A 24,157-nucleotide genomic window follows, 5' to 3' on the forward strand; every position below is an offset into this window, starting at 1 on the left:
TATATCTGTAATTATAGTGTAACACTTAATCCACATGAGATCGTAGTTTTTAGTGGGGATGCTTTTCCCGAACCGGCAGCATATCCGTCCAATACTTCCGGATCGTAGGCGTCAGCTTTTAATCCGCTGATTGTAAATATATTATCTGCGGATAGGAAAATTCTCAGATTACTTACTTTAATTTTATTAATAACCTGAAGTGGAAGTGTGTATCCGATTTGCATATTTTTCAAACGGATATAGGCTGCGTTTTGTAAATACTGGGTGCTGATTTCTTTATTTTTTTTATCTCCGCTTAAAAGTGGGCGTGGAAGATAGCCGTTGACATTGGAACCAAAATAGCTATCCGTATCTGCAGCACGGAAATAATTTTGCGTTTCTTTTAATGCTGTTGATTGCCAGTACCCATTGTCTGCTCCCCAAAAATAAAGTCCGGTCAACCATACATCTCTTTTCATCGTTCCCTGAAAGAACAAACTTATGTCAAATCCTTTATAGGCGGCATTCAAGGTTAGACCGAAATTGTAGCGTGGAGTAGTATTTCCGATAATTTTTTTATCTCCGGAATCGCCTACGATACCTTTTCCTCCATCGATTTTTCCATCTCCATTGAGATCGGTATACATAACATCACCGGCTGCCCAGTTAGAGCCGAGTGCATCCTGCCCTCCGTTAGGTAGACTGGCTAAATGGTTTTTCATTTGTTCCTCAGTACGTGCCAGATCAATTGTTTCGTATCCCCAGATATCTCCGAGCATAGCTCCTTCATAGTAACGGACTTTGTTATCGCTGTCAAAAATTGTTTTAGTCGTATTGGGATATTTGAGAATCTTTGAGCGATTATCGGACAGAACCAATGTGGCACCATAACTAAAACCAGAATTCAAAACATCCCGCCAATTTAAACTGAGTTCCCAACCTGTTGTTCTCATTTTAGCATTATTAGTATAAGGCGGGGTAACTCCGGCAGTGTTTGGCAACTCTTCACCTGGGGCAACCATATCATTGGTTGTTCGCCAGAAATAATCGAATGTCCCGGTCAATCGGTTATTGAGCATTCCTAAATCCAGACCAAGGTCATAAGATGTAACTGTTTCCCACGTAAGTAACGGTGATATGGGCTTGGCAGGTTCTGCTTTATTGGGTTTTTGATTATTCAATAACCAGCCACCAGTTCCCATTCCCAGTATCATTGACGAATAGAATGGATAAATTTCTTCTGTAGCTTGGTTTCCCAGGTTACCGTACGAACCTCTTATTTTAAGTGTATTGACCAAATCCTGATTTTCTGTCATAAATGATTCATGTGCCAGATTCCAGGCAACGGAAACAGAAGGGAAGCTATTCCAGCGTTGTTCCCGGTTGAAACGTGAACTTCCATCATATCGGTAATTGACTTCTGCTAAATATCTGCCTTTGTAACTGTAGTTCAGACGTCCGAAGAAACCTACGGTAGCCCATTCATTCAGGTCGCTTCCCATTTCGTATGCAGTACTGGAAGTTGTGTTTCCTAATGACGGAATTTCAGGAGAAATAATGCCGTCTCTTTGGGCATAAATTCGTTTGTACTGGTTTAATTCTGCCTGGAATCCGGCCATCACGGTAAAAGAATGCCCGCTTTCCAGATCTTTACTGTATTGAGTATATATGTTCGGATTAAAATAGTTTGTCCGTAATGCTTCTTCTTTCACAAAAGACCGTCCTCCGTAACCGTCGTCGCGGGCCATAGCAAAATAGGAACCGTCCTCTTTCTTTTCCATGATGAGTTGAACATCTGTATGCTTTTCTGTTCTGTCAATACGATAATTGGCTTCTGCTATTATCTGCCAATCCTTTAACGGTTTGACAACTAACTGTAGCTGTTGATACAACACGTCCAGATCTTCGAAATACATACCTCCGTGATCTATCTCATTTAATTGCGATTCTTTATTGAAGATACCATCTGGAGTATATACCGGATTGGAGGGGCGCCGCCGTGGCATACTGTGATAATATACCTGGTTCATCTGGTAAGAAGGAGCCTGATAATCTTTGCGCGAGAATTTAACATTAGCATTGATATCCAACCACTCAAAAGGTTTAGCATTTATCTTTGCATTGAATGCATATCTTTTATAGTCTTCATTCCCATAATTCTGGTCACTGCCCAGATTCTGAAAATTACCGGAAATATAATAGTTCACTTTATTACCACCCCCGCTGATACTTATGTTATGTTCCTGGGAGAAACTCCAATCTTTATAATAAACTCCAAACCATTCTGTATTTCCCCAGGAGTCCAGATTCTTTTTCCAGATGCCGTTGGAGTCGTACTCTGTCGCATAATCAATTTCTCCGGAAATGAATTGCCTTGTTTTTTCCATCACGTCCGAAGTGTATTGTGCTCCGAGGCCAGCGTTGGCGGCCGCTTCGTTGAAATAAGTATTGAATTCATAACCGTTCAAGAAAGAGGGAAGTTTGGTAGGGGTAGACCAACGCAGATTATTATTGTAATTAACTGTAGTCTTTCCTTCTTCCCCTTTCTTTGTGGTGATCAGGATAACGCCGAATGCCGCTCTTGAACCATAGATAGCTGAGGCACCGGCATCTTTCAATACGGAGATACTTTCGATATCCTGTGTGTTGATTAAATTCATATCACCTTCAATACCATCGATCAATATAAGGGGAGACGATTTGGAACCTTCTCCGATACTACCGGTTCCACGGATATTGATAGAAGGAGTTTCATTCAGTGCTCCCCCTTTATCGGAAGCAATAATATTTAACCCGGGAGAAATACCTTGTAATGCTTGTGAGACATTAGCTACCGGTCGGTTTGCCAATGCTTTTGAATCGACAGTTGCTACGGCTGCTGTAAGGTTGGATTTTTTCTGTGTACCAAAAGCTACGACAACGACTTCATCGATTGCCTGGGTGTCTTCTGATAAGTTAATAGCCAGAATGGACTGATTGCTGTTAACTGTGATATCCTTGGTATTATATCCGATATAAGATACTTGTAATAAGGCTCCGGGAGTTATTTCCAAAGAGAATTTGCCATCCAGGTCAGTGATAGTTCCGTTTGTTGTTCCTTTTTCAACTACGTTTGCTCCGATAATAGGTTCGCCATCCGCATCTGTTACTGTTCCTTCTACCCGTTTCTTTTGTTGATTCACAGAAGCTTTTTCGGTAACAGTAGAGACTACAATATAAGAACCCTCTTTTACATAACTCAATCCTATTCCTTTAAATAAATTATCTAAGACCTGATTTACCGGCAGGTTTACTGCATTGACTCCAACGTTCTGATTTGTATTAACATTTATATTATATACAAATAAATAATCAGTTTGTTTTTCTATCGTATTCAGCACTTCTTTTAGGGAAGTATTGGTGGCCTGGACAGTAACTCGCGTATTTTGCGAGTTTGAATTGACAGCATGTAATGAAAAGATCAATACAAATGCTAAGAATGAGGTTATTCTCATGATTCTGAAAAAATGTTTATGTCGTGATTTTTTTAGATAATAGGGTCCCGACAAAGATACTTTATTCATAACTTTGTAATTATTAAAGATTAATACAGTTGTTGATAATTGTTTTAGTCATAAAGCGATAGATGTTCCCGCATTTATCGCTTTTTTTCTTTATGAGCTATTTCATAGGCAATATGATTTAAAGGTTTAACATATTAATTTATATAGATAATCGTATTATTTTCATTTCGGTAGAAACGGAACTTAACGTCTCGTTGTAAGACCTGTAATATAAAGTCTATACCATCTGAAATTCTGAATTTTCCACTGCAAATATAGTTGTCCAGATTCTTGTTTTTGTTAATGATTTGTATATCATATGTCTTTTCGAATGCTTTCATCAGGTTGTTAAACGTGATGTGTTCAAAACAGAGTAACCCATCCTTCCAGCGATAAATATCATAATTCTGTATCTTTTCGACAACTAGTTGTCCGTTTATACGATTTGCTTTTTGTTGAGGCTGTAACAGGATTATATTAGAAGGTTCGCTCTTATCCGAAATCTGTATGGAACCTTCCATTAATGCTGCAGAAAATGACGGAGTGTCATTGTAGGCTTCGACATTAAACTTTGTACCTAAAACTTGTATGTCATATTTATCGGTTTGTACAATGAATGGTCTTTTTATGTCTTTGGCTACTTCAAAATAACCTTCTCCGTCTAGTGTTACTTTCCGTTTGCTTTTCCCTTTTGTAAAGGAGGCCGGATATTTCATTTTAGAACCGGAATTGAGCCATACACTTGTCCCGTCCGATAATAAAAGATTAACTCTTTGTCCCGTCGGAACTGTGATCATGTTTATTTCCTGCTCCGCTTCCGGTTTTGTTATCCGGTAGACTTGTAAGCCGCACATGACAAACAGGGCGATAGCCGCTGCATATTTGATTAGATTGTTCAGTTGGAACATTTTTCCCGAGGAAGAATACGGTGTGCTGTTTTTCTTGTTCTGAATAAGCAGAAGATCGAAATATTTGCGTTCCTTTATATATTCCTGCATATTTTTTTCAGAAGCTTCAGCCCAATTGCAAACCTCTTCCTCTTCTTCATAGGAAGCTTTTCCTTCGAAAAAACGATATAGTATTTTTCTTTCCATATATAATAAGCACATAAGTAAAATGTATCCCTAATGGAAAAATTTACTTTTTTAGGAAAAAGATATGATAGCCGCAAATTAATTCAGGAAGATAAGAAATAAAGGGAGATAATCCTTCAGTCTTTCCCTTAATGAACTTAGGCTTTTAGAGATGTGAAATTCAATGCTTTTAGTGGATAAGCCAAAGTACTCGGCAATCTCTTTGTGGGTTTTGTTTTCGTACCGGCTCATAATAAAGATGGTACGTGTCTTTTCGGGTAGACTTTCTAATGTCTCGTCTATCAGGCGTTGTGCTTCCGAACTGAACAACTCTTCCGGATCGCAGGCTTCCAATGTCGTGATTTTTAGTCTCCTGACTCTGTCCATGTGTGCCCAGAGGTTCTGTTCGATGTCTTCCCGGATTCGCTGATTACGCAGGTAGTTAAGGCTTTTATGTTTGACGACTTCCATGACATAAGCCGGGATATTCGAATTGGAGGTGAGAGAATGCCGATTTTCCCAATAATATACCAGACTGTCGACTACTATATCTTCGGCAGTTTCTTCATCCTGAATATAAGTATTAGCAAAACGGATGAAAATTCCCTGATAGTTTGAAAACAGTTTGTTAAATTCCTTTATCTCTGAAATGTTCTCCATATCGAATGATTGATAGGGTAAAGATATATAAAAATTGAAGATTACAATATTTCTTCCCATAATCAATATCTCTTGGCAAAGGTAATGCTTTTTGTGATATATGACATATATGTCATTGAGAAAGTGGAAAAAGCTGCTGTAATTTGAATCATGCAGAACATTAAGAATGATTTGTTAATAAAAGAAATAGCACGGCAGATTAAAGAGCTTCGGCTTTCCCGGAATTTGTCGCAGGAAGATGTTTATCTTGATACAGATATACATTGTGGTCGTTTGGAACAGGGAAAGAATAATATAACTGTCAGTACCTTAAAAGTATTATGTGATTATTTTCAGATATCTTTATCAGATTTCTTTAATCGAATTGAAAAACATTTGTCAAAATGATAATTTAGCATAGGTTTGCCTGCGTTGGCATGGGAAGGGATAGAGAACGTTCTCATAGAAGCCATTCTAAATGAATGATTGATTTGCATATTCATATATTGATGTTCTTTTTGTGATATGATATCCTCATTACGATATGCCTGGCGCAGGATATCCACGATGTCCGACACTGTACTTTTCACGCTTCAAAGATACTTTTTCATTGGAGATAAATCCTTTCTTTACATAAATTGTCATTTTGTCAATGCAAAAAAAGCAAATATACGCCCTTCGTTGATTTATAAAATAGTTCAAGTCAGCAAGATAAAAGAGTTTAAGGGAGGATTGAGTAGTTCTTCTTTAGATGTTAATCTGATATGTTAAAAAATATTACCCGCTAGGGTATTTCCATTTACCTGGTATATAAATCTTGTTTTCCTGGTAGAGTAGTGACAAAATGATAATAAGGAGAGAGATTGGACATATCTTTATTAAATTACAAATAAACTTAATGTATATCTGTTATATTAATAAATATAGCGATATTTGTATTTGAGTATAATGAGTTAAAAACCAATTTGTTACTGGGTTTCTTTCGCTTTTCCTACAGGCAAAGATATTCAGTGTATGAGGAGTAGTATGTGCACAAGTATGAGAACAAGTTTTTTTTCAAAGTTATTTATTATCTGGTATTTATTAACGGGGATTACAGGGATACAGAATGTATGGGCGGAAACTATTCCGGCTGCAAATGATCCCGGATTTGATAGAATAGATGATGGTATAAAATTTATTTATAGTAATTACTATGGAAAGCGTACTGATTTACAATTTGTATCTTGGGAGCCAAATCATACGACAGTACAGTCCATTGAGAAAAACGGGAATGATCAAGATATAATTAAGTTTTCTACATTTGATAACCAGTTTATAGCCTTTTATAGTGAGGAGGCGAGTGAACCTAATATTAAGATAGAAACATCATCTATTAACTATATCAATATCGATATTTATTTAAGTGAGAAAATAGATGAGCTTAATATAAAATTGCATGCTCCCAGTTCAAAACCAGTCTATGGATATACTGTTTCAATGGATAATGTGGGCAGTGAATTGCTTCCAGATAGTTGGCATACACTGAGGATTCCTTTAAGTGAATTTGAATATGTGACAGGTACGAATCAATTGGAGCAAATAAATTCTATAGAATTAACGGTTGTGGATAAGTCGGATAGTTCTGCTAAGGGGCAAGTAACAGTCTATTTAGATAATATTTTTTTCTATAAAGAAAAGAATCCTTCTCCGACATCTATCAAAGCTGCACCTGTTCCAATACGTCAAAGTTCTAATGTCAAAAACTTTTACAGCACAAAATATGGAACAGGGATTAGTTTGGAATATCAACAATGGGGTTCTCAGACTGTAAAATCCGTAGTAAAGGATGAAAATGAAAAAAACATTCTCAAATTCTCGAATTTGGGTTGGATGGGTATACAATATAATCCGGATAATAATCGATTGAATATTAGTGGAAAAGATAGATTGCATTTGGAAGTATATCCTGAAACCAATATCTCATTTGCTGTAAAGCTCATTCTTTATAAAGACAGAGTGGAGGGTATTTCGGATGAGGTTTCAAAGGAATTCACATTTGAGAATCTTACTGGCGGTAAATGGAATTCTATTGAGGTAGATCTTTCTGAATATTACGTAGAAACAGAGGATAATCAATATGTAAGTGTTATTCAGCCTTCGTCCGGAGGTTCAACTGTATACCTAGATCATATCTATTTTTATGACAGCAAACAAATAATTGTTGAAGGTACGCCCGATTTCACCGCTTATCTTCCTCCTGTGCGTAATACCGAAGAAGTGGTTTCTTTATTTGGTGATTCATACCTTGATTCCAGAATTGAGGGTGAGCTTACTTTTGTTACAGATAATAAACATCAGACAACAGTACCACTGCCTACATCTATTGGAGATCGTGAAGTAAAGGCATTAGCCAAGATGAATCATATTCCAATAAATGTTCCGGGAATCGATGTTAGTGCTATGGAATTTTTCCATATAGATGTATATTCAGAGGTAGAGACACAATTAACTATTACTTTGATAGGAGATGATAGTTATGAAATTCCGGCTCAGAAACTTACTGCCAATGAATGGACACGGATAGATGTAACGAATGGATTATCAGGTCCTTTGTATGGCATATATCTGTCAATTAATAGTCATCAAGGCACTAAAACCTTCTTTATCGACAATATATATTTTTATAACAAACAAGCATCTTTTACCCCAACTCCTGTTGCCGTATTTAACAATCAGTTAGGTCGTGGTGTTAACATCGGTGCCACTTTTGAACAACAGGCCGACTATCCATGGAGTGATACATATATTGAAAAGATAAAAGAAAAAGGCTTTAAACATGTACGTCTCCCTGTCCGTTGGGATGATTATCCGGAGGGAGATCCTAGGAGTATGGATAAGGCTCCTTATAATATAAAAGCGGAATTTCTGGTTGAGATACAGAAAGTCGTTGATAAACTTTTGGCTGCCGATCTGAAAGTTATTCTCAATATGCACCATTATGACCCGTTGATGGACTTGTCGGGTGAAGCCCAGACTGGTGAGATCAAGCGCTTCATGACTCTTTGGGAGCAGTTGGCTGACTATTTTCAGAACTATGATGAAAGACTGGTATTTGAAATATTGAATGAGCCCAGGGATAAGATGGATAGTGAATGGAATCATGTTTTTCCGGAGGCTATCAAAACGATAAGGCAAACATACGATTTCAGGAACGATAATAATAAAAATCGCGCCATCATGGTCGGTACGACCAATTGGGGTACGATTTATGGCCTGGAAGGTGCGAATGCTTTAGTACTGCCGGAAAATGATGATCATCTGATCGTAACAATCCATTATTACAATCCATTACCTTTTACCCATCAGGGAGCTGAATGGGTAAATCCTATGTACCCCGTCGGGTTAAGGTGGAGCGATACTCAGAGCGAGCGAGATGCTGTTACCGCTGATTTTGACAAGATAAAAGCTTTTAGTGACAGCAACGATGTTCCTATCCATATCGGAGAGTTCGGTGTTCATTATAAAGCGGATATCGATTCACGCCTCCTGTGGACAAATCATATAGCTCGGACAATTGAGAAATACGGCTTTAGTTCTGCTTACTGGCATCTGACGTCGAGTATATACAACGAATCGGTAGGAGAATATCCTTATTTACCCGATGCATTGCTGACTTATGGCATCCCAGCTAAAGCAGCAGAAATACAGTTCCTTTCTAAAGAAGTTGTTTATGATATCAATGATCCGAAAGGCAAAGTCTGGGCATTGCTTCAAAATCAGGGAGGAAATGCTAAATTGAATAAAGGCGAAGGATCTTTAACAATAGAAATAACCGATGGAGGCAATGTAACTTATTCGGTTATGACATTGTTGTCAGGCTTCACCATAGAAAAAAATGCAACTTATGAGATTTCCTTTATTGCTAAGACAACGAGTAATAACGGCGATATTTATTCGAGTTACATCGGATTTAATGATGAGCCTTATACTAAATATGGAAGTTTTTATTTTACCCCGAGATTGAATGAGCAAACGTTCTCCTATACCTTTACCATGCATCACGAAACGGATAATTCCGCTCGTATAGCATTTGAGTTGGGTAATGGAGGGGAAGCGACGGTAACTTTAAAAGATATAACTATAAAAAAGGGTTCTGAAATAATTCCCAAGGCTCCTGTTCCATCCAAAAGTGTTGAAAATGTGTCAAGTATTTTCAGCTCACAATATAAAGTGAATTTGTATGATTTGCCGGATGATGATTCCGCATTGGATACGAAGAACCAAAAAATAATCTTATTCTCGAATTTTGCATCGGAAGCACTTTCTTTCAATGAAATGTTTCCGGAAAATAAAACGAAACTTCATCTGGAAATATATCCGGGAAGTTGGTTTGATATAACTATTACTGCTACTGGAAATGGAATAACTTCATCTAAAAAAAGTTATACATTGAAACCACATGCATGGAATAGCATTGATATAGACCTAGCCGACTTTTTATCCCGGACAGGAGGAAAACTTAAAAGTATCAACTTTTCAGGTGGGGCCGGTGAAGAGCGCAGGATATATATGGATCATGTCTACCTATACCAAGAGTCGGTAACACCTGATCCAGACCCTGATCCAGACCCCGATCCTGATCCTGATCCCGACCCTGACCCCGATCCAGAGGAACCTGCACCAGTCTGGCCTGCTTCTGTACCTACTCTCCATCAGGAAAATGTGGTCTCTGTACATAGCAATCCTTATGAGAATATTAATTCTAGCTTTGAAAGGGTGGATGGACAAGAAACGGAAGTGGAAATTATTACGATCAAAGGCGTTCCCGTATGGAAACTGACTAACACGAATCTGTTGGCGGTCAACGTAGGGTTATTGGATGTTTCTTCTATGGAATATCTACACCTGGATGTATGGAGTCCTTATGAAGAAACTTTGAAGATTTATCTGTCGGACGGAATAGATGAAATAGAGTTTGCCACATTACCGGTTGCAAAAGAAAAATGGCAGATCTTCCAATTTTTCTTACCTGATTTGAATATTGTTAAATATATTCGGTTTGAAAGTGATGCAAAAGGAACCTTCTACCTGGATAATCTCTATTTCTCTAAAGATCAACCGACAGGAAATGAGAATATCAGTGATGAGGCTATCAGTTATAAAATTTCCAACGGATACCTGATCATTGAGGCAACCGATCTTGTTCGTAATATAGATATCTTAGATGTTTCGGGACGTTTTATTAGAAAAGAATCACCGATGACCAATATTGTGACCATTGATATTCGCTCAATAAGCAAGGGTGTCTATATTACACAGGTAGTCTGTGCAAATGGTAACAGGAAGACATTCAAATTTGTGAAGAAATAAAGTGAAAAACTCCTTTTAAACGATATTGAGGTTCGTTTAAAAGGAGTTTTTTTCGTTTAAGATGGACTGTAACTTTGTTTAAAGCGAATTTTATCTCGTTTTAAACGAGATTTTAATTCATTTGATCATATCGACCGTAATATGCTTATTTTCATATCGGATAAGCTTTTCCCGTACAGAATAGTTTGAGCTGCTTTCTTCCGCTATATAAAGTTTTATCCGGAAACTTCTTTGCGGATAATTGACAAATGTCCCCTCTTTATCGTATATACTCAGTTGCTTGTTTTGATCATCCCAATGAAACCGGACAAGTGAATAAACGCCATTTTCATAAGCATAAGTTTTATTGTCGTCTTCATAAAGTTCAAAATCGGCATCTACCCCGGCATAAATCCTTAGTTCCAACTCTTCTTCTTTTTGTTCTCCGACATATTGGACTACTTTATTTATGGGAATAATAGAACCGGCTTTTACAAATACCGGTATAACATCGAGTGGAGTTGGATATGAAATAGTTTTACCTCCCGTATAGATCTGCCGGGAATTAAAATCGAACCAATATTTACCTGTGTGTTCTGGTAGATAAACAGACTCTTTTGTGTCAGGTGTACCGATAGCTCCCTCTGTTGTATAATACATCGGCTTTGTTATCGGTTTGACCAGTAATGAGGGACCGAACATATAAGCATCAGCTCTGTTATGTACATTCCGGTCATCCGGAAAATCCATGACCAACCCGCGCATCATTAATCGGGAATTTGATGTTACCTGCCAGGCTGATGAGTATATATAGGAGAGCAAACTGTACCGCAGGTCGATCATCTTTAATAACCCGTCATAAAAAGGATCGCCTGGTTCGCCGAATTGCCATACTTCCCGCGGGACATTACTGCCGTGAGCACGGAAAATAGGTGAGAATACTCCCTGCTGGAACCATCTTAAATAAAGTTCCTTATAAGAAGGATCGGCAAGACCTTTGGTATATTGGCTGCCCCTTGTCGTTACAAAAAAACCTCCGATATCTGTTGTCCAGTAGGGTATTCCACTCATACAGAGGTTTAATCCGGCAGGTAGTTGTTTTCTGAATACATCCCAGGAGGCAGTAATATCTCCCGACCATACGGCAGTTCCATATTGCTGTTGACCGGCAAATGCGGAACGGGTTAAAATTGTTACTCGTTTATTGTCCTGCTTGCGTATGTTTTCGTACATGGCTTTGGATAAGAATAAGGAATAAACATTGAGGTAACGGTCGAATGAACCTATATAAGTTTGCCCGGCCGACTTTGTTTTTTCCTCTTGTTTATCCTGGGTAAAACCTTCCCTGAAGGATGGTTCTGTGGCGTCCATCCACCAGGCGTCCACTCCTGTGCGGTATAGTCCTTTATAAAGATGTTCCCAGAAAATCTTTTGAGCTTGCGGATTGTATATATCCATGACTTTATAATCTGCCCAGGTCGGTTCGTCGAACAGTGCTCCGATCTTCTCCATATCTTTGTATACGTCCGTTTTCTTTCCGAATCCCGGCCATACGGAAAGCATCAGGCTCACATTGTATCGATCGTGCAATTGACGGATAACATCTGTGGGATGATTGAAATTGACAGTATCGAATCGAAGGCTGTTCCAATGATCGCGGTCTCCCCAGTATTCCCAGTCCTGTACGATGTTATCGAGTGGAATATGCCGTTTGCGATATTCTTTTACGACATCAATAAGTTCATCAAATGATTTGTAGCGTTCTTTGGATTGCCAATATCCGAATGCAGATTTGGGGAACATGGGCACTTTTCCTGTCAGTCGGTGATAACCGGCTACAACATCCTTCATATCAGTGCCGTAAACGAAATAGTAATCGATGGCATCGGCTACTTCCGACCAGAAGGAGGCTCCTTTTTCATTATCTTCGAACAACGTCTTGGAGTAATTATCCCATAAAATACCATATGGTTGTGTGGATAACAGGAATGGATTGACAATTTCCATATTGGCCTGTACGAGTTTAGCCTTTTGTCCCCGGTAATTCATAATACCTTCCTGATACTGTCCCAGTCCGTATAATGCTTCGTCCGGATGTAATTTGAATATCTGTTTTATCTGCCATACTGTTTCGTCTGCCACTTTTTTTTGTTCGAAAGAGCGTGCCTGTTCCTGAAGCAGCTGTTTCCCACTTTTCGAATCAGTAAAGCGTATATTTTTATCCGTATAGGAATAAGTGGCTGTAACGGACGCCGTTCTCAGTGAAATATAATTATCTCCCTTTTGTATCTGACAGTCAGGAACGGGATCTGATGTTTCTGGTATGATCAACGATTTACTTGGTTGCGAACCTAAAGGTACAACTTGTACATGGATAATTTTGTCCCGAGGAGATGAAACGGATATCTGCAATGAATCATCCGTTACACTGAATCCCTTGTCGATATTCTCGCTGTGGGAAATAGTAATATGCAAGAAGCAGATTACTAAGAATAGAGCTTTATTCATGATTATCTTGTTTATGTATGGGAGAATAAGAAAAAAACTATCCTCCCATACGATCTTATTTACTAGCAGTATTTAGTATCCGGTATTCTGGTCCAGATTCGGATTGGATGCCAATACGGAAGTTGGGATAGGGAATATCCGTCTGTATTCTTCTCCTTTTGTGGATGGCTTAAAGAGCATATGGTCTTCAAATTTTCCAAAACGGATCATATCGACACGGCGGTGCATTTCCCAGATCAATTCACGCCCACGTTCTTCATACAGGGATTCCAGGTTTAATGTTGCTGTAGTGAACAACATTTCCGGATTGTTCGGGAAGGCCCGGCTTCTGATCTGGTTCATTAGTTCAACCGCGGTAGAAAGCTCTTTTCCCTGACGGAGTAAAGCCTCCGCTTTCATCATCAATACATCGGCGTATCTGAAAACAACAAAGTCATTGTTTGCCCAACCGCCGATGGCATCTTTATCCGGATAGTATTTGATACAACGTGCTCCGACCAGACGACCTTTGTCGTCAGCTCCTCCAACATCGAATGCATTGAACCCATAAGGATCCAATACAACGTTCACTCCGTTATAGATCATCGGATTTCCCGAAGCGTCATATTGCTGACCATACAGGAATATCTTTTTCCGGATATCGTCATCCGTATAGAAGTCGAAGAAATCCGGAGCTACGCACCAACCGTTGTAAGGAGCCTGCGACAAAGAAAATGTTTTCTGATGACTGAAATGCAATGTGCGAAGGAACCAACGGTTTCCTTTGGCTTTGTTCGCATCAAAAGGAACGGAGAAGATGGGTTCTTTATCTTTTGCACCATTATCCGGTTTAAACATATCGAAATAGTCTCCGAGCTGATATTGATTTAAAGCAATGACTTTGTCACAATAATATTCAGCTTTCTCCCATTGCGGCTTACCGGTATATGTCTCTGCATTCAGGTATAGTTTGGCTGCCAGGGTGTAGGCCATACCTTGTGTGGGACGGCTGTAAGTCTGGTTGTTCGCTTCACTACTCAGGTATTCGGCATTTTCTTCCAGGTCTTTAGCGATAAAATCAAATACTTCCTGACGCGTATTGGCAGACGGTGCGGCAACGCTTTGATCGAACTTTGTCACAATGGGGACTCCACCGAAAGTATCCATCATATAAAAGTAGAACCAGGCTCTCATGACTTTGATCTCTGAGATCGTCTGTATTTTCCCGTCATTGTCAGGTAACGCTTCAAACTGGCTCAATACCTGGTTGCAGGTTCCTATCCCGCTAAAACCAGAGTCCCAGGCATTTTTTATCAGAATATGTGAAGGAGTCCAGATGTGATAGTGCATATCGACATAACGTCCTCCGTCATACCAGTCGCCACCTCGGGTGGGAACGATGATCTCATCTGTCCCCATCTCCTGCAATTCGTATAGATTGTTATCGAAAAGTTTCTGTGCAGCCACATAAATAGGGCCGGTCATAGATGCATACTGTTCGGGTGAAGAAGGGAAATTCTCATCTGTATAAGATGAATAGACCTTTTCGTCCAGATTGGTACATCCTGTAAAATTCAATGTAAATGCCAGTGCTCCGGCAATGTATATGCAATTTAGTTTCATAACGAATGATTTCATGTGATTAGACAATTTTAAAAACTAATATTTACACCTAACAGGAAAGAACGTGTCTTCGGATAGTAGTTACGATTATCGATACCCGGAGCCAAACCACTGAGACTCACTTCCGGATCTACACCAGTGTACTTGGTAATGGTAAACAGGTTCTGCCCCGTTACGTAAAGACGTAGCTGACCGATCTCTTTTATGTTCTCCATATTGAACTGATAGCCTAGTGTCAGGTTGTCCAGTTTCAGGAAAGAACCGTTTTCCAACCAGCGGCTGGAGGGTTGCGGAGCTTCCATGATACCGTCTTTTACGGCTTCGTGCGAGATGTTACAAGTCGCTGCCTGGTTCAGTCTGGAAAGGTCGGCACGACTGGCGTTAAAGATTTTATTGCCGGCCATTCCCCGCAGGAAAAAATTCAGGTCCCAACGTTTATAACGAAAAGTATTGTTCCAACCGAAAATAACTTTAGGCAGAGCTTTTCCTACTTCTTTATAATCATCCGGCGATTTCAGTTTATCGACTGTCACGATTTCGCCTGCGGCATTTTCGTACAAAGTTTTCTGCTGTTCTTCGTCATAGCCGACATATTTAAATGTATAGAATGTACCGATAGGCAATCCCGGTTTGACCAGGGAGACTGTTTGGGCTGTCCATCCTTCCAGTGTCATGGTTCCTTCATACCGTTCGGCGATGGATAAGTTTTCGATATTGCTAGCCAGCGATCCGATCTTATTTTTGTTTGAAGAAATATTGAAGTTACTGATCCAACTGAAATCCCGGGTATCTACGGCAACTACATTTGCCATGAATTCAATACCTTTATTGGTCATGCTTGCGCCGTTGGCAAGCAACTGGTTGTATTGGTAAGGAGGAGACGGAACGTTATATTTATACAACATGTCCTTGGTCTCTTTATTATATACTTCCAGGCTACCGGAAACTCTGCCGCCGAAAATAGAATAATCGATTCCCACGTTTGTCATAGAGGTACTTTCCCATTTCAGGTCCGGATTCGGGTTCTGGGTTACCCCATAACTATTGATCCATTCGTCATTATAGATGAACTGGCTGGATTGTGGGCCGTAAAGTGTAAGTGATGTGTAAGGATCAATATTCTGATTACCCGATTTACCATAACCGATTCTCAGTTTTAAATCCTGGAAGAAGGATTGGTTTTCCATGAACTTTTCTCCCGTGATCTTCCATGCTACGGAAACAGAGGGGAACATTGCCCACTTGTTATTGGCTCCGAACTTGGAAGAACCGTCGCGACGTAAAGTTGCCGTTAATAAATACCGGTTATCAAATCCATAATTTACTCTACCGAAGAATGACACCAGTACCGATTGAGTTTTATTCGGGTAGTTCTGGAAATGAATGGCTTTATCTCCGTTACCTACCGATAGGTTATCAGCTCCGGTAGCATCCGAAGTAAAGTAGTTATTGGTTCCCCGTATACCATCGTTGTTGATGATTTTCTGGTATGAATAACCTGCCATTAATTTCATGTCATGTTTTTGGGCAAATGTTTTGGAATAATTGAGGGTTGTCTCTATCAGCTTATCTGTGTTTTTCAGGAATTCACGGATGGCATTTCCTTTACCCAGTACGGAGATATCCGTTGTTTTTTGATAATAGGCCTGATCGTATGTTTCATTCTGTATGGATGCCAACATGTCGAACCTTAAACCATCGATGATATCTAATCCGATCTTACCTATTCCTTGCAGGATGTTACGGGAACGATGGTCGCTCCGTTGTTCCAGGATGGCGACGGGGTTATAATAGGTCATACGCCCCGGTACCTGAAAGTATCCTCCGTATTGTTGGTAGGCAGGATCGTCGGACATGACCGGTGATTCGGGTAACCAGCGGGCTGCGTAATTGAATATACTATAGTCCACATGGTCTGATCCGACGAAACTGCCGGATACGGACAGGCCTATATGAAGGCGGTTGTTCAACGCTTCCTGATCTACACCGATACGGGCAACCAGACGGTCGTAATCACTATGTTTTACAATACCCTGGTTAGACAGATAGTTGACGGATGCATTGTATTTGGTATTCTCGCTACCTCCGACCAGGCTCAGATTATGATTGTGTGAGAAACCGACATTCCGTAATAATTCTTTTTGCCAATCGGTACCGGCGCCATTCCCTTCATCGCTGGCGGCAAGCGACATGCCATGTTCTGCTAAGAATGTACGGTGCTCATCGGCATTCAGTACGTTCACCCGGCCGGATACACTTTCCAATGCTGCATATCCGCTGTAGGTTACCAGAGGTTTTCCTGTACGTCCTTTCCTCGTGGTAACCATGATTACTCCATTCGCCGCGCGGGAGCCGTAAATGGCAGTAGCGGAAGCATCTTTCAAAACGTTCATCGACTCGATATCATCCGGAGATATTAAGTTAATAGACGCTCCGGGTATTCCATCGATTACATAAAAAGGAGCTGTGGATGCCGTTAAGGACGAGGGACCGCGTAATTGCATTGTCACACTACTGTTCGGGTCGCCGCTGCTGCGGTTTACCATTAATCCCGGAACTTTTCCAGCCAGCAACTGATCCGGACTGCGTGAGATTCCTTTATTGAAATCTTTTGCGGAAATAGACGAGATAGAACCGGTTAAGTCTGATTTTTTTACAGAACCGTAACCAACGACGACTACCTCTTCTATATTTTGATAATCTTCTTTGAGTATAACTGTCAGATCGGACTGTTTTCCTACAGGTATGTTTTGAGCTACATATCCTATATAAGAGACCTGTAGAATTGCGTTACCGGCTGTTTCCAGTTGAAAACGACCATCCATATCGGTAATGATGCCGTTGGTCGTCCCTTTTTCTACGATGTTGGCACCGATGATAGGTAAACCGTCGGGATCGGTGACGGTTCCTGTGATTTTCTTTTTATCGGCTTTCGGTTGATTTGAAAGTACGTCTTTCTGAACGATGATGTTCTTATTCTTGATCTCGTATGAAACTTTTTGGTCATGTAGTATTTGTTTTACTACCTGATCTATTGTCCCATCATGTACATCTACCTGAATGACCTTTTTCGTATCTACATCGCCGGAAGCAAAAACAAAGGAATACCCATTTTCTTCCTTCAATGTCTCCATGGCTTTTTTCACTGTCACGTTATTTAATTTGAGGTTGATGTTTTGTGCAAACGCTGTTAAATTAAGGCAAAACACTGCCAGGACCATATATATGGCCTTCTTTTTGATTTTCATAAGTAATTAGAATTAATTGTTTTAAACAAGAAATCTTAATACCGGAAGTAAAGTTTTACTATATTTGTCAATACTTTCGGAAGTTCGCAGAGATGAAGTCCGGAAATTTGAATCGGAAGATTGTGCAGATCTTCCGGTTCTTTTTTATTTCAGACTCTGTTCCTCCATTAATCAGGGTCTTTTCTTTTCATGTAAATTCAATTTTAAAGTTAATAATACAGTTATTGATAAAAGCTTTTATTTTGCGTACAGCTGTACTTCTTTTCCGTTTATTTTATATTCGAGTTTGCCGGTCGAAGCCAACATATCCAATATTTCCTGAATTGTCTGTTCTTTTCGTATAAAGTTTCCGTAAAAACGGAATGTTTTTAAAGACTCGTCTTTTATATAGATCTTTACGTTATAGCTTCTTTCCAGTTCCTTGATGATATCCGGCAATAATTCTTCATCGAAGAAAAGATAACCGTTTGTCCATTCTGCGGTATACCGGGCTTCTGCCGGAGAGATCTTTAATTGGCCGTCTTTTTTATTCAGTATCGCCTTCTGATCGGGTTCCAGATAACACAGGTCATTGTTTTTCAGGTAATTTATCAGGCGGACTTTTCCTTCCAGCAAACTGACTGAAACTTCTTCATCTTCAGGGTAGTTTCTGAAATTGAATTTAGTACCCATCACCCGCAGTTCTAATTCTTTTGTTCTGATTTCAAAAGGTAATTGTTCATTTTTAGTGACTTCAAAATAACCTTCACCTGTTAGTTGCAATTTTCTTTCTGCAACTCCGAAACCTTGTGAATAAGTGATTTTCGAACCAGCATTCAACCATACCAATGTTCCGTCCGGGAGGTATAATTTAGTTTTTGAGCCTAAAGGAGCTTCTACTACCATTTCGGCAAATTGTTTTTTCACTTGTTCCGAACCACTCCAATAGGAGGCGAAAGAAATGATACATAAAAGAGCAATTGCCGCTGCTCCATACATATATCTATGAAGAGAATACTTTTTGGCAACTTTTTTCTCCGATGCCACCTGGGTTTTAGCAAGGAATCGTCGAAAAGCCTTTTCTTTATCGTATCGTATCTCTTCGTTGGCTCCGATCGTCGAGAACCAGACTTCCCGCATCTGTCGGAAATATTTTTGATTTTCCGGAGAGGCTTTGAGCCAATTCTCAAGCTCAGCTAATTCTTCTGTTCCCAAACTTCCTGAAAAGTAATTTGTGATCAGTTCTTCTATCCTGGTATGTATGTTTGTAGGTCTCATTTATCGTCTTCTTGTATATATGACAGTTAGAAAAGGCGAGAGGGTAGTGTGTTCGGACAAATTTTTTAATTTAATTCCAAAAACAGCATATGAGGAGAAGCAAATACTTACTTAAATCTGCATTTAAGCGGGATATTGCGTTTTTGATATGGTATTTTACCGTATTAACAGAGATACCGAGTTCTTCGGCTATTTGTTCGTAGCGTTTTTCTTCGAACCTGCTTTTCTTGAATACGACTTTACATTCTTCAGGAAGTCTATCGATGGCATTCCTGATCTCTTGTTCGAGTTCGTTTTCCAGCAATCGTGCCAGCGGGTAGTCATCGGATGGAAAGACGGAGTTTATCCACTCACCCTGTTGATCGATAACAGAGAAACGGACTTCTCTTTTTTCTCTTTCCAAATTCAGATAGTTTATACAGCGATTGCGGACAGCCTGGACCAGATAGCTGCGAAGGGAAGTGGTAATCTCGATGGTATCTCTTTTCTCCCAAAGATGAAAAATAATATCATCGACAATACTTTCAGCCAGAAAATCATCTTTCAGGAACTCATAGGCAATCTTGCATAACAATACATAATGGTGGTCATATATGTATTTATATGCTTGATTATCTCCTGATTTCAGGGAATGAATCAAATGTAGTTCTTTCTCTTTTTCCATAATATATTGTCTGAAGCCTCTTGTTTCCCAAAAGAGTTGTGGCAAATATACATGATAACTTTGAGAAAATATATGGTATTATATCCAATCTTGAGAAAAGTTGGCTAGACTTAAAAATATATATAAACATTTGAATACCGTATTCATTCGGTATTATGTCCTATTCTGAAAACTGAGGGAGAGGGAGTAGCAATATTATCGTTACTCCCCGTCCAAAGGTTAGTTACTGAGATAACTTCATATAACCTGAACTTATTTTACATTTTTCATAACTACATCGAATTTATCCTCTAACTCTTTTGATAATATGGCTTTCTCTTTCCAAACCTGATCTCCATAAACTCCTGCACGAGAATAATCAAAAGGTTTAAAACCAATTTTTTTTGTAACCTTTGTACTTTTGAATCGGAAATCGAAATTCATCGGATCAATAAACTGAGGATCTGCTATAACGGAATGTTTGTCCTTTCCTGATTTTTTCCATTCAGAGAAACTTAATCCATGGAAGTCTTGCTTCTGATTAGTGGGATTCCAAAAACAGTTTTTGTCAAGAATGGTCTGAGCTTTCAACCAAGTATCTTGCCCCATATCCATATACAACAATCCTTGATCGTAATAAATGATATTGTTGGTAAAAGAGAATGACAAATGATCTTCAATACGTGACAATTGCATCTGAGAATACAGGTTTAATGCAAAAATATTATTCCGGATTATATTATCTTTCCCATAATGTTGATGAAATGCGGAATTCTTACATCTGTAGACGAGATTATTTTCCATTCGTATACCCGCTGAACCTTCATCGGTATATAATCCCCAACCTCCATAGGTAAATGAATGTATATGGTGAATCACATTATTGCTAACACTTGTACCTTCAGAAGCTCCCAGCGTATAAACTCCTCCCATATCACTCAATTGTCCCCATCCCAGATGATGGATATGATTGAAATCTATTATGTTTCGTTTTGAAGGACTTGGGGCATATCCCCAAACCCAACCTACAGAAACACCTGAATATCTAAAATCAGCGATATCGTTATGAGTAACTGTATTGTCACTTGCATGAAAAATCGTTACTCCGGTTGCATTAGGATAGTCATATCCTCCATGTTGAATAATATTATTGAGGACAGTTATATGGTGGGTATCAGCCAATTTTTTTTGATCAGTAGGAGTAAATGAAGGTAAATAACTTCCGATTTTCACTCCACCACAACCTAAATCGTACAGATGGCAATGTTCCATTTTTGAAAAGGAGCAGTTTTCACGAAACCAGATGCCATGATGTCCGGTATGCGCTATATCACAATTCAGGAATTCAATGTGTTTAGCATGATCAATCATAATGGCGGCCTCTTCTTCTGCTGCACTTTGAAGAGCAGCATACTTACGCGTTGGTTTTTTATTAGCTTCCGTTTCAAACCGAATATTTCTGAATTGGACGGAACTTACTTCGTTACCTCTTTTACCCGCTATTGTCAATAAACTATTTGAAATAGGGTATATGCATTGCGTGTTCTTTATTGTTTCTCCCGGCATTGGTATATAATAAAGATATCCATCCCGTTGCAAGAACCATTCTCCTGGTTGATCCAATGCATTTCTATAATTTTCAATCCTGTAACGACTATCTTGATTTAGTTTGTTATGAACAAATATCCCGTTTCCTGTGACATAAATTGCTGAATCGGTAACATTCACTTGTTGAATATGTCTTGGAGTATATTCCCATTTATGATAAAATGAAATTAAAATATCATTCCATTCCTCTTTTTCTATATCTTTCAGTGTTTGCCATTCTTCTGTATTTACAATTACTTTTTGTGCAGCAAATGCTGCTATGTAATTTTGCCTTGTAGTATCCAATATTATTTCATTGACTCTTTTTAGATGTAAAAGATCTTCCCCGTTTGGGGTCCGTGCCCGAATACGTCGTTCGCCATTTATATATAATTGTTCAAAATAAAATCCTAAATCGGCAACCTCCGGAATATAAACGCGCCAAAGGTTGGGTGTTACTTCTTCAAAACGGTTTGTTTTCTTACCGCCACAAACAAGTGGTCTGTCATTTTCATTACCCCGAAATACCACAACTGTCTGAGGAGTACCGGAATCTTTTTCCGTAAGTGCAAATGCGTGGGTAATATAATAGGTCCCGGATTGTACTTCCACAAAAATTGTATCTATAATTTGTTCTTTCAAACGTAACTCGCGGATTTTGTTCCGAGCTCCTTCAAAAGTAGCTAAAGGTTGATGTATAGAGCCTGTATTTCCATCATTCCCATGCGGAGACATATAGATCTTTACACCGGCATTGAGTGCTTGAGAAATCAAGAAGATTGTAAATGTAAAAAAGATCGACTTCATATTATATTATTTTATAATTCAGAGACTAAGTATGCGATTTAATAATTTTAAAAGCCCCTCGAAAGCTTTTCAGTTGCTTTCGAGGGGTTGAGTTTGTCATTTAATCAATTAGATGATTATTTATATCCCGGATTCTCGACCAGATTTGGATTTTGCCCCGTTCTGTCGTTTGTAATTGGAAGATAATAATTACAAGCGTTAAATTGAGGTTGTCTGCCATCATAGTTAGAAAGCACTTGTATTTTGTATTTATGGGATGTATTAAAATCATCACTGGTAAAATTGGTAGCGTTGTAATCCAGGATAAATCGGAGACCGGAACCGTGTTTAGATAGTACATCTTCTGCTATGCGCCAACGACGTACATCCCAATAACGGTGTCCTTCGAAGAGTAATTCCACTTTCCGTTCATGTCGGATAGCTTCCCGGTCAATAGTTGTTTTGGGTGCGATGCCCGCCCGGGTCCGAATTTGATTGATCGCATCGAGTGCCTCATTTGTTTTACCCAATTCAAAAGCCGCCTCTGCCAGATTTAACAAAACTTCTGCATAGCGAAATACAGGACAATCTGTACCGTCACCAAATTCTTCCATATTCGCGTTGGAGGCATCGTTCAACATTTTCAATACTCCGAAGCCAGAGCCAAAAATACCCCCAAAATGTTGATTTCCCCAAGCCGGTATCCCCTCGTAAGCATCTTGCTGATCTTCATACAATACGCCATCCCCACCGATTAACCCATGGTGAGAATCCACATGACCGCCTTTCCAGGGTGTCCCATTTGTCCAGATAGTAGCGAAGAAGCGGGGATCTTTGTCTTTCCAAAGTTCATCCATACTCCATAATCCTTGTTGGATCTTTTCTCTGTCCAATTTTCCCGGCCGGCCATCCGTATATTCGAACTCTTCGGCTGTCTCTAAGTAAGGTGCGGCAGCCATTCCTGCGTCATATCCGTGCGGTTTGGGACAAAGGATGAAACACCAAAGCCAACCGTTTACTGTAGGTTTGTATTGTTTGACAAAAATCATTTCGCTATTTCGTTCATTTAAGAAGACATTCTTGTAATTCTGGACCTTATTCTCCTCATTATTGTACAATTCATATTTACCGAGACTTTGTATTTTTTTTGCGGCGTCGTACGCTTTCTGGTAATAGCTTGTAGCTTCCGCCTGAGGTATTCCCAGTAAACCGTCGAGTTGCACCGTGCCAAATTGTGCGATACTACCGGCATACAAAGCAGTACGGCATTTCAAGGCCAATGCTGCACCCTGCGTAGCACGTCCATATTGGGTGGGAAGACCATCCAGCTGTTCCGCAACAGCATCCAGTTCAGTGATGATAAAATCGTACACCGCTTTCTCACTACTTCTTTTGGGAAACATTTTATCTTTCGAGGCATCTAAGGGTAAGGCCTCTGTCTCTAATGGAACACCTCCATACCGCTTCACCATGTAAAAGTAATTTAACACTCTCAAAAAACGTGCTTCTGCGAGGCGAGACTCTATAAAGGCCTTGTCATTCGAGCTGTTCGGCAATTTATCGATTAATGTGTTCAGTTGGCGGATTATCGTATACGGCAATTCCCAATATTCCAGCAATCCGCCGGTCACGGTCAATCCTCCTATTTTGTATGCATGGACGTTGACCAATCCCCAAACAGGCATACCGACTTCGTCTGATATATGCATAACATTCATAAATCCGGCAACGTCAGTCCAAAGCGAACTGGGATATTGTGGCGAATCGAATTTCAAAACAGACATATTGGCATATTGATTAGCCATATACTTGTCCACTAAAGACGGATCATCCCAGATCACGTCATCCGAAAGAATATCCAACGGCCTTTTATCCAATACATCGTTGCAAGAGGTCAGCATGGTTACTAGGGCCATGACCAATATCCGGTAAAATTTTATGCTTTTCATGTTTATCTCCAAT

Annotated in this window: 12 protein-coding genes; 2 read left to right on the plus strand and 10 right to left on the minus strand. The window is 39.5% G+C overall.

All coding sequences use genetic code 11. The features are described 5' to 3' along the window. Positions 1-11: 11 nt before the first annotated feature. The 3 genes from DWW23_RS21605 to DWW23_RS21615 form a co-directional block, all read right to left on the minus strand. Entirely contained in the window at positions 12-3,473 is a 3,462-nt protein-coding gene (locus DWW23_RS21605) for a TonB-dependent receptor (protein WP_158583224.1), read from the minus strand. Between the two features lie 203 nt (positions 3,474-3,676). Beyond that, positions 3,677-4,615 (minus strand): FecR family protein, encoded by a 939-nt coding sequence (locus tag DWW23_RS21610; protein ID WP_122356124.1) that lies wholly within the window; start codon positions 4,613-4,615, stop codon positions 3,677-3,679. Positions 4,616-4,693: 78 nt separating this feature from the next. Next, positions 4,694-5,254, minus strand: coding sequence for an RNA polymerase sigma-70 factor (locus DWW23_RS21615; protein ID WP_122356126.1), 561 nt, complete (start codon positions 5,252-5,254; stop codon positions 4,694-4,696). Positions 5,255-5,404: 150 nt separating this feature from the next. Here DWW23_RS21615 and DWW23_RS21620 point away from each other — a divergent pair, with 150 nt between their 5' ends. Beyond that, entirely contained in the window at positions 5,405-5,641 is a 237-nt protein-coding gene (locus DWW23_RS21620) for a helix-turn-helix domain-containing protein (protein ID WP_183671922.1), read from the plus strand. A gap of 630 nt (positions 5,642-6,271) precedes the next feature. After that, a complete protein-coding gene (locus DWW23_RS21625) occupies positions 6,272-10,585 on the plus strand; it encodes a cellulase family glycosylhydrolase (protein ID WP_158583225.1) in 4,314 nt (1,437 codons plus the stop codon). 117 nt (positions 10,586-10,702) lie between these two features. Here the strand turns inward: DWW23_RS21625 and DWW23_RS21630 are convergent, their stop codons facing one another. From DWW23_RS21630 to DWW23_RS21660, 7 genes are all read right to left on the minus strand, one after another. Beyond that, positions 10,703-13,072 (minus strand): TIM-barrel domain-containing protein, encoded by a 2,370-nt coding sequence (locus DWW23_RS21630; RefSeq protein WP_122356079.1) that lies wholly within the window; start codon positions 13,070-13,072, stop codon positions 10,703-10,705. Between the two features lie 72 nt (positions 13,073-13,144). Beyond that, on the minus strand, positions 13,145-14,674 hold the full coding sequence (locus tag DWW23_RS21635) for a RagB/SusD family nutrient uptake outer membrane protein (protein ID WP_158583226.1): 1,530 nt from the start codon (positions 14,672-14,674) through the stop codon (positions 13,145-13,147). Between the two features lie 29 nt (positions 14,675-14,703). Continuing rightward, positions 14,704-17,808, minus strand: coding sequence for a TonB-dependent receptor (locus DWW23_RS21640; RefSeq protein ID WP_158583227.1), 3,105 nt, complete (start codon positions 17,806-17,808; stop codon positions 14,704-14,706). A gap of 351 nt (positions 17,809-18,159) precedes the next feature. Next, positions 18,160-19,179 carry a FecR domain-containing protein gene (locus tag DWW23_RS21645; protein ID WP_122356085.1) on the minus strand — a complete coding sequence of 340 codons (1,020 nt, stop codon included), beginning with the start codon at positions 19,177-19,179 and terminating at the stop codon, positions 18,160-18,162. A 70-nt stretch (positions 19,180-19,249) separates the two neighbouring features. Continuing rightward, positions 19,250-19,843, minus strand: a complete 594-nt coding sequence (locus DWW23_RS21650) for an RNA polymerase sigma-70 factor (RefSeq protein WP_122356087.1) — start codon at positions 19,841-19,843, stop codon at positions 19,250-19,252. 252 nt (positions 19,844-20,095) lie between these two features. After that, complete coding sequence (locus tag DWW23_RS21655; RefSeq protein ID WP_122356089.1) at positions 20,096-22,216, minus strand: right-handed parallel beta-helix repeat-containing protein; 2,121 nt, start codon at positions 22,214-22,216, stop codon at positions 20,096-20,098. Between the two features lie 116 nt (positions 22,217-22,332). Next, positions 22,333-24,144: a RagB/SusD family nutrient uptake outer membrane protein gene (locus DWW23_RS21660; RefSeq protein ID WP_122356091.1), complete on the minus strand. Its 1,812-nt coding sequence runs from the start codon at positions 24,142-24,144 to the stop codon at positions 22,333-22,335. Between the last annotated feature and the right edge of the window lie 13 nt (positions 24,145-24,157).

The organism is Parabacteroides sp. AF14-59 (genome assembly GCF_003479515.1).
Lineage (GTDB): Bacteria > Bacteroidota > Bacteroidia > Bacteroidales > Tannerellaceae > Parabacteroides > Parabacteroides faecis.

Excerpts from the sequence above, each read along its gene's own strand:
- DWW23_RS21605 (WP_158583224.1), bottom strand. The coding sequence starts at position 3,473 with ATGAGAATAACCTCATTCTTAGCATTTGTATTGATCTTTTCATTACAT.
- DWW23_RS21610 (WP_122356124.1), bottom strand. The coding sequence starts at position 4,615 with ATGGAAAGAAAAATACTATATCGTTTTTTCGAAGGAAAAGCTTCCTAT.
- DWW23_RS21615 (WP_122356126.1), bottom strand. The coding sequence starts at position 5,254 with ATGGAGAACATTTCAGAGATAAAGGAATTTAACAAACTGTTTTCAAAC.
- DWW23_RS21620 (WP_183671922.1), top strand. The coding sequence starts at position 5,405 with ATGCAGAACATTAAGAATGATTTGTTAATAAAAGAAATAGCACGGCAG.
- DWW23_RS21625 (WP_158583225.1), top strand. The coding sequence starts at position 6,272 with ATGAGAACAAGTTTTTTTTCAAAGTTATTTATTATCTGGTATTTATTA.
- DWW23_RS21630 (WP_122356079.1), bottom strand. The coding sequence starts at position 13,072 with ATGAATAAAGCTCTATTCTTAGTAATCTGCTTCTTGCATATTACTATT.
- DWW23_RS21635 (WP_158583226.1), bottom strand. The coding sequence starts at position 14,674 with ATGAAACTAAATTGCATATACATTGCCGGAGCACTGGCATTTACATTG.
- DWW23_RS21640 (WP_158583227.1), bottom strand. The coding sequence starts at position 17,808 with ATGGAGACATTGAAGGAAGAAAATGGGTATTCCTTTGTTTTTGCTTCC.
- DWW23_RS21645 (WP_122356085.1), bottom strand. The coding sequence starts at position 19,179 with ATGAGACCTACAAACATACATACCAGGATAGAAGAACTGATCACAAAT.
- DWW23_RS21650 (WP_122356087.1), bottom strand. The coding sequence starts at position 19,843 with ATGGAAAAAGAGAAAGAACTACATTTGATTCATTCCCTGAAATCAGGA.
- DWW23_RS21655 (WP_122356089.1), bottom strand. The coding sequence starts at position 22,216 with ATGAAGTCGATCTTTTTTACATTTACAATCTTCTTGATTTCTCAAGCA.
- DWW23_RS21660 (WP_122356091.1), bottom strand. The coding sequence starts at position 24,144 with ATGAAAAGCATAAAATTTTACCGGATATTGGTCATGGCCCTAGTAACC.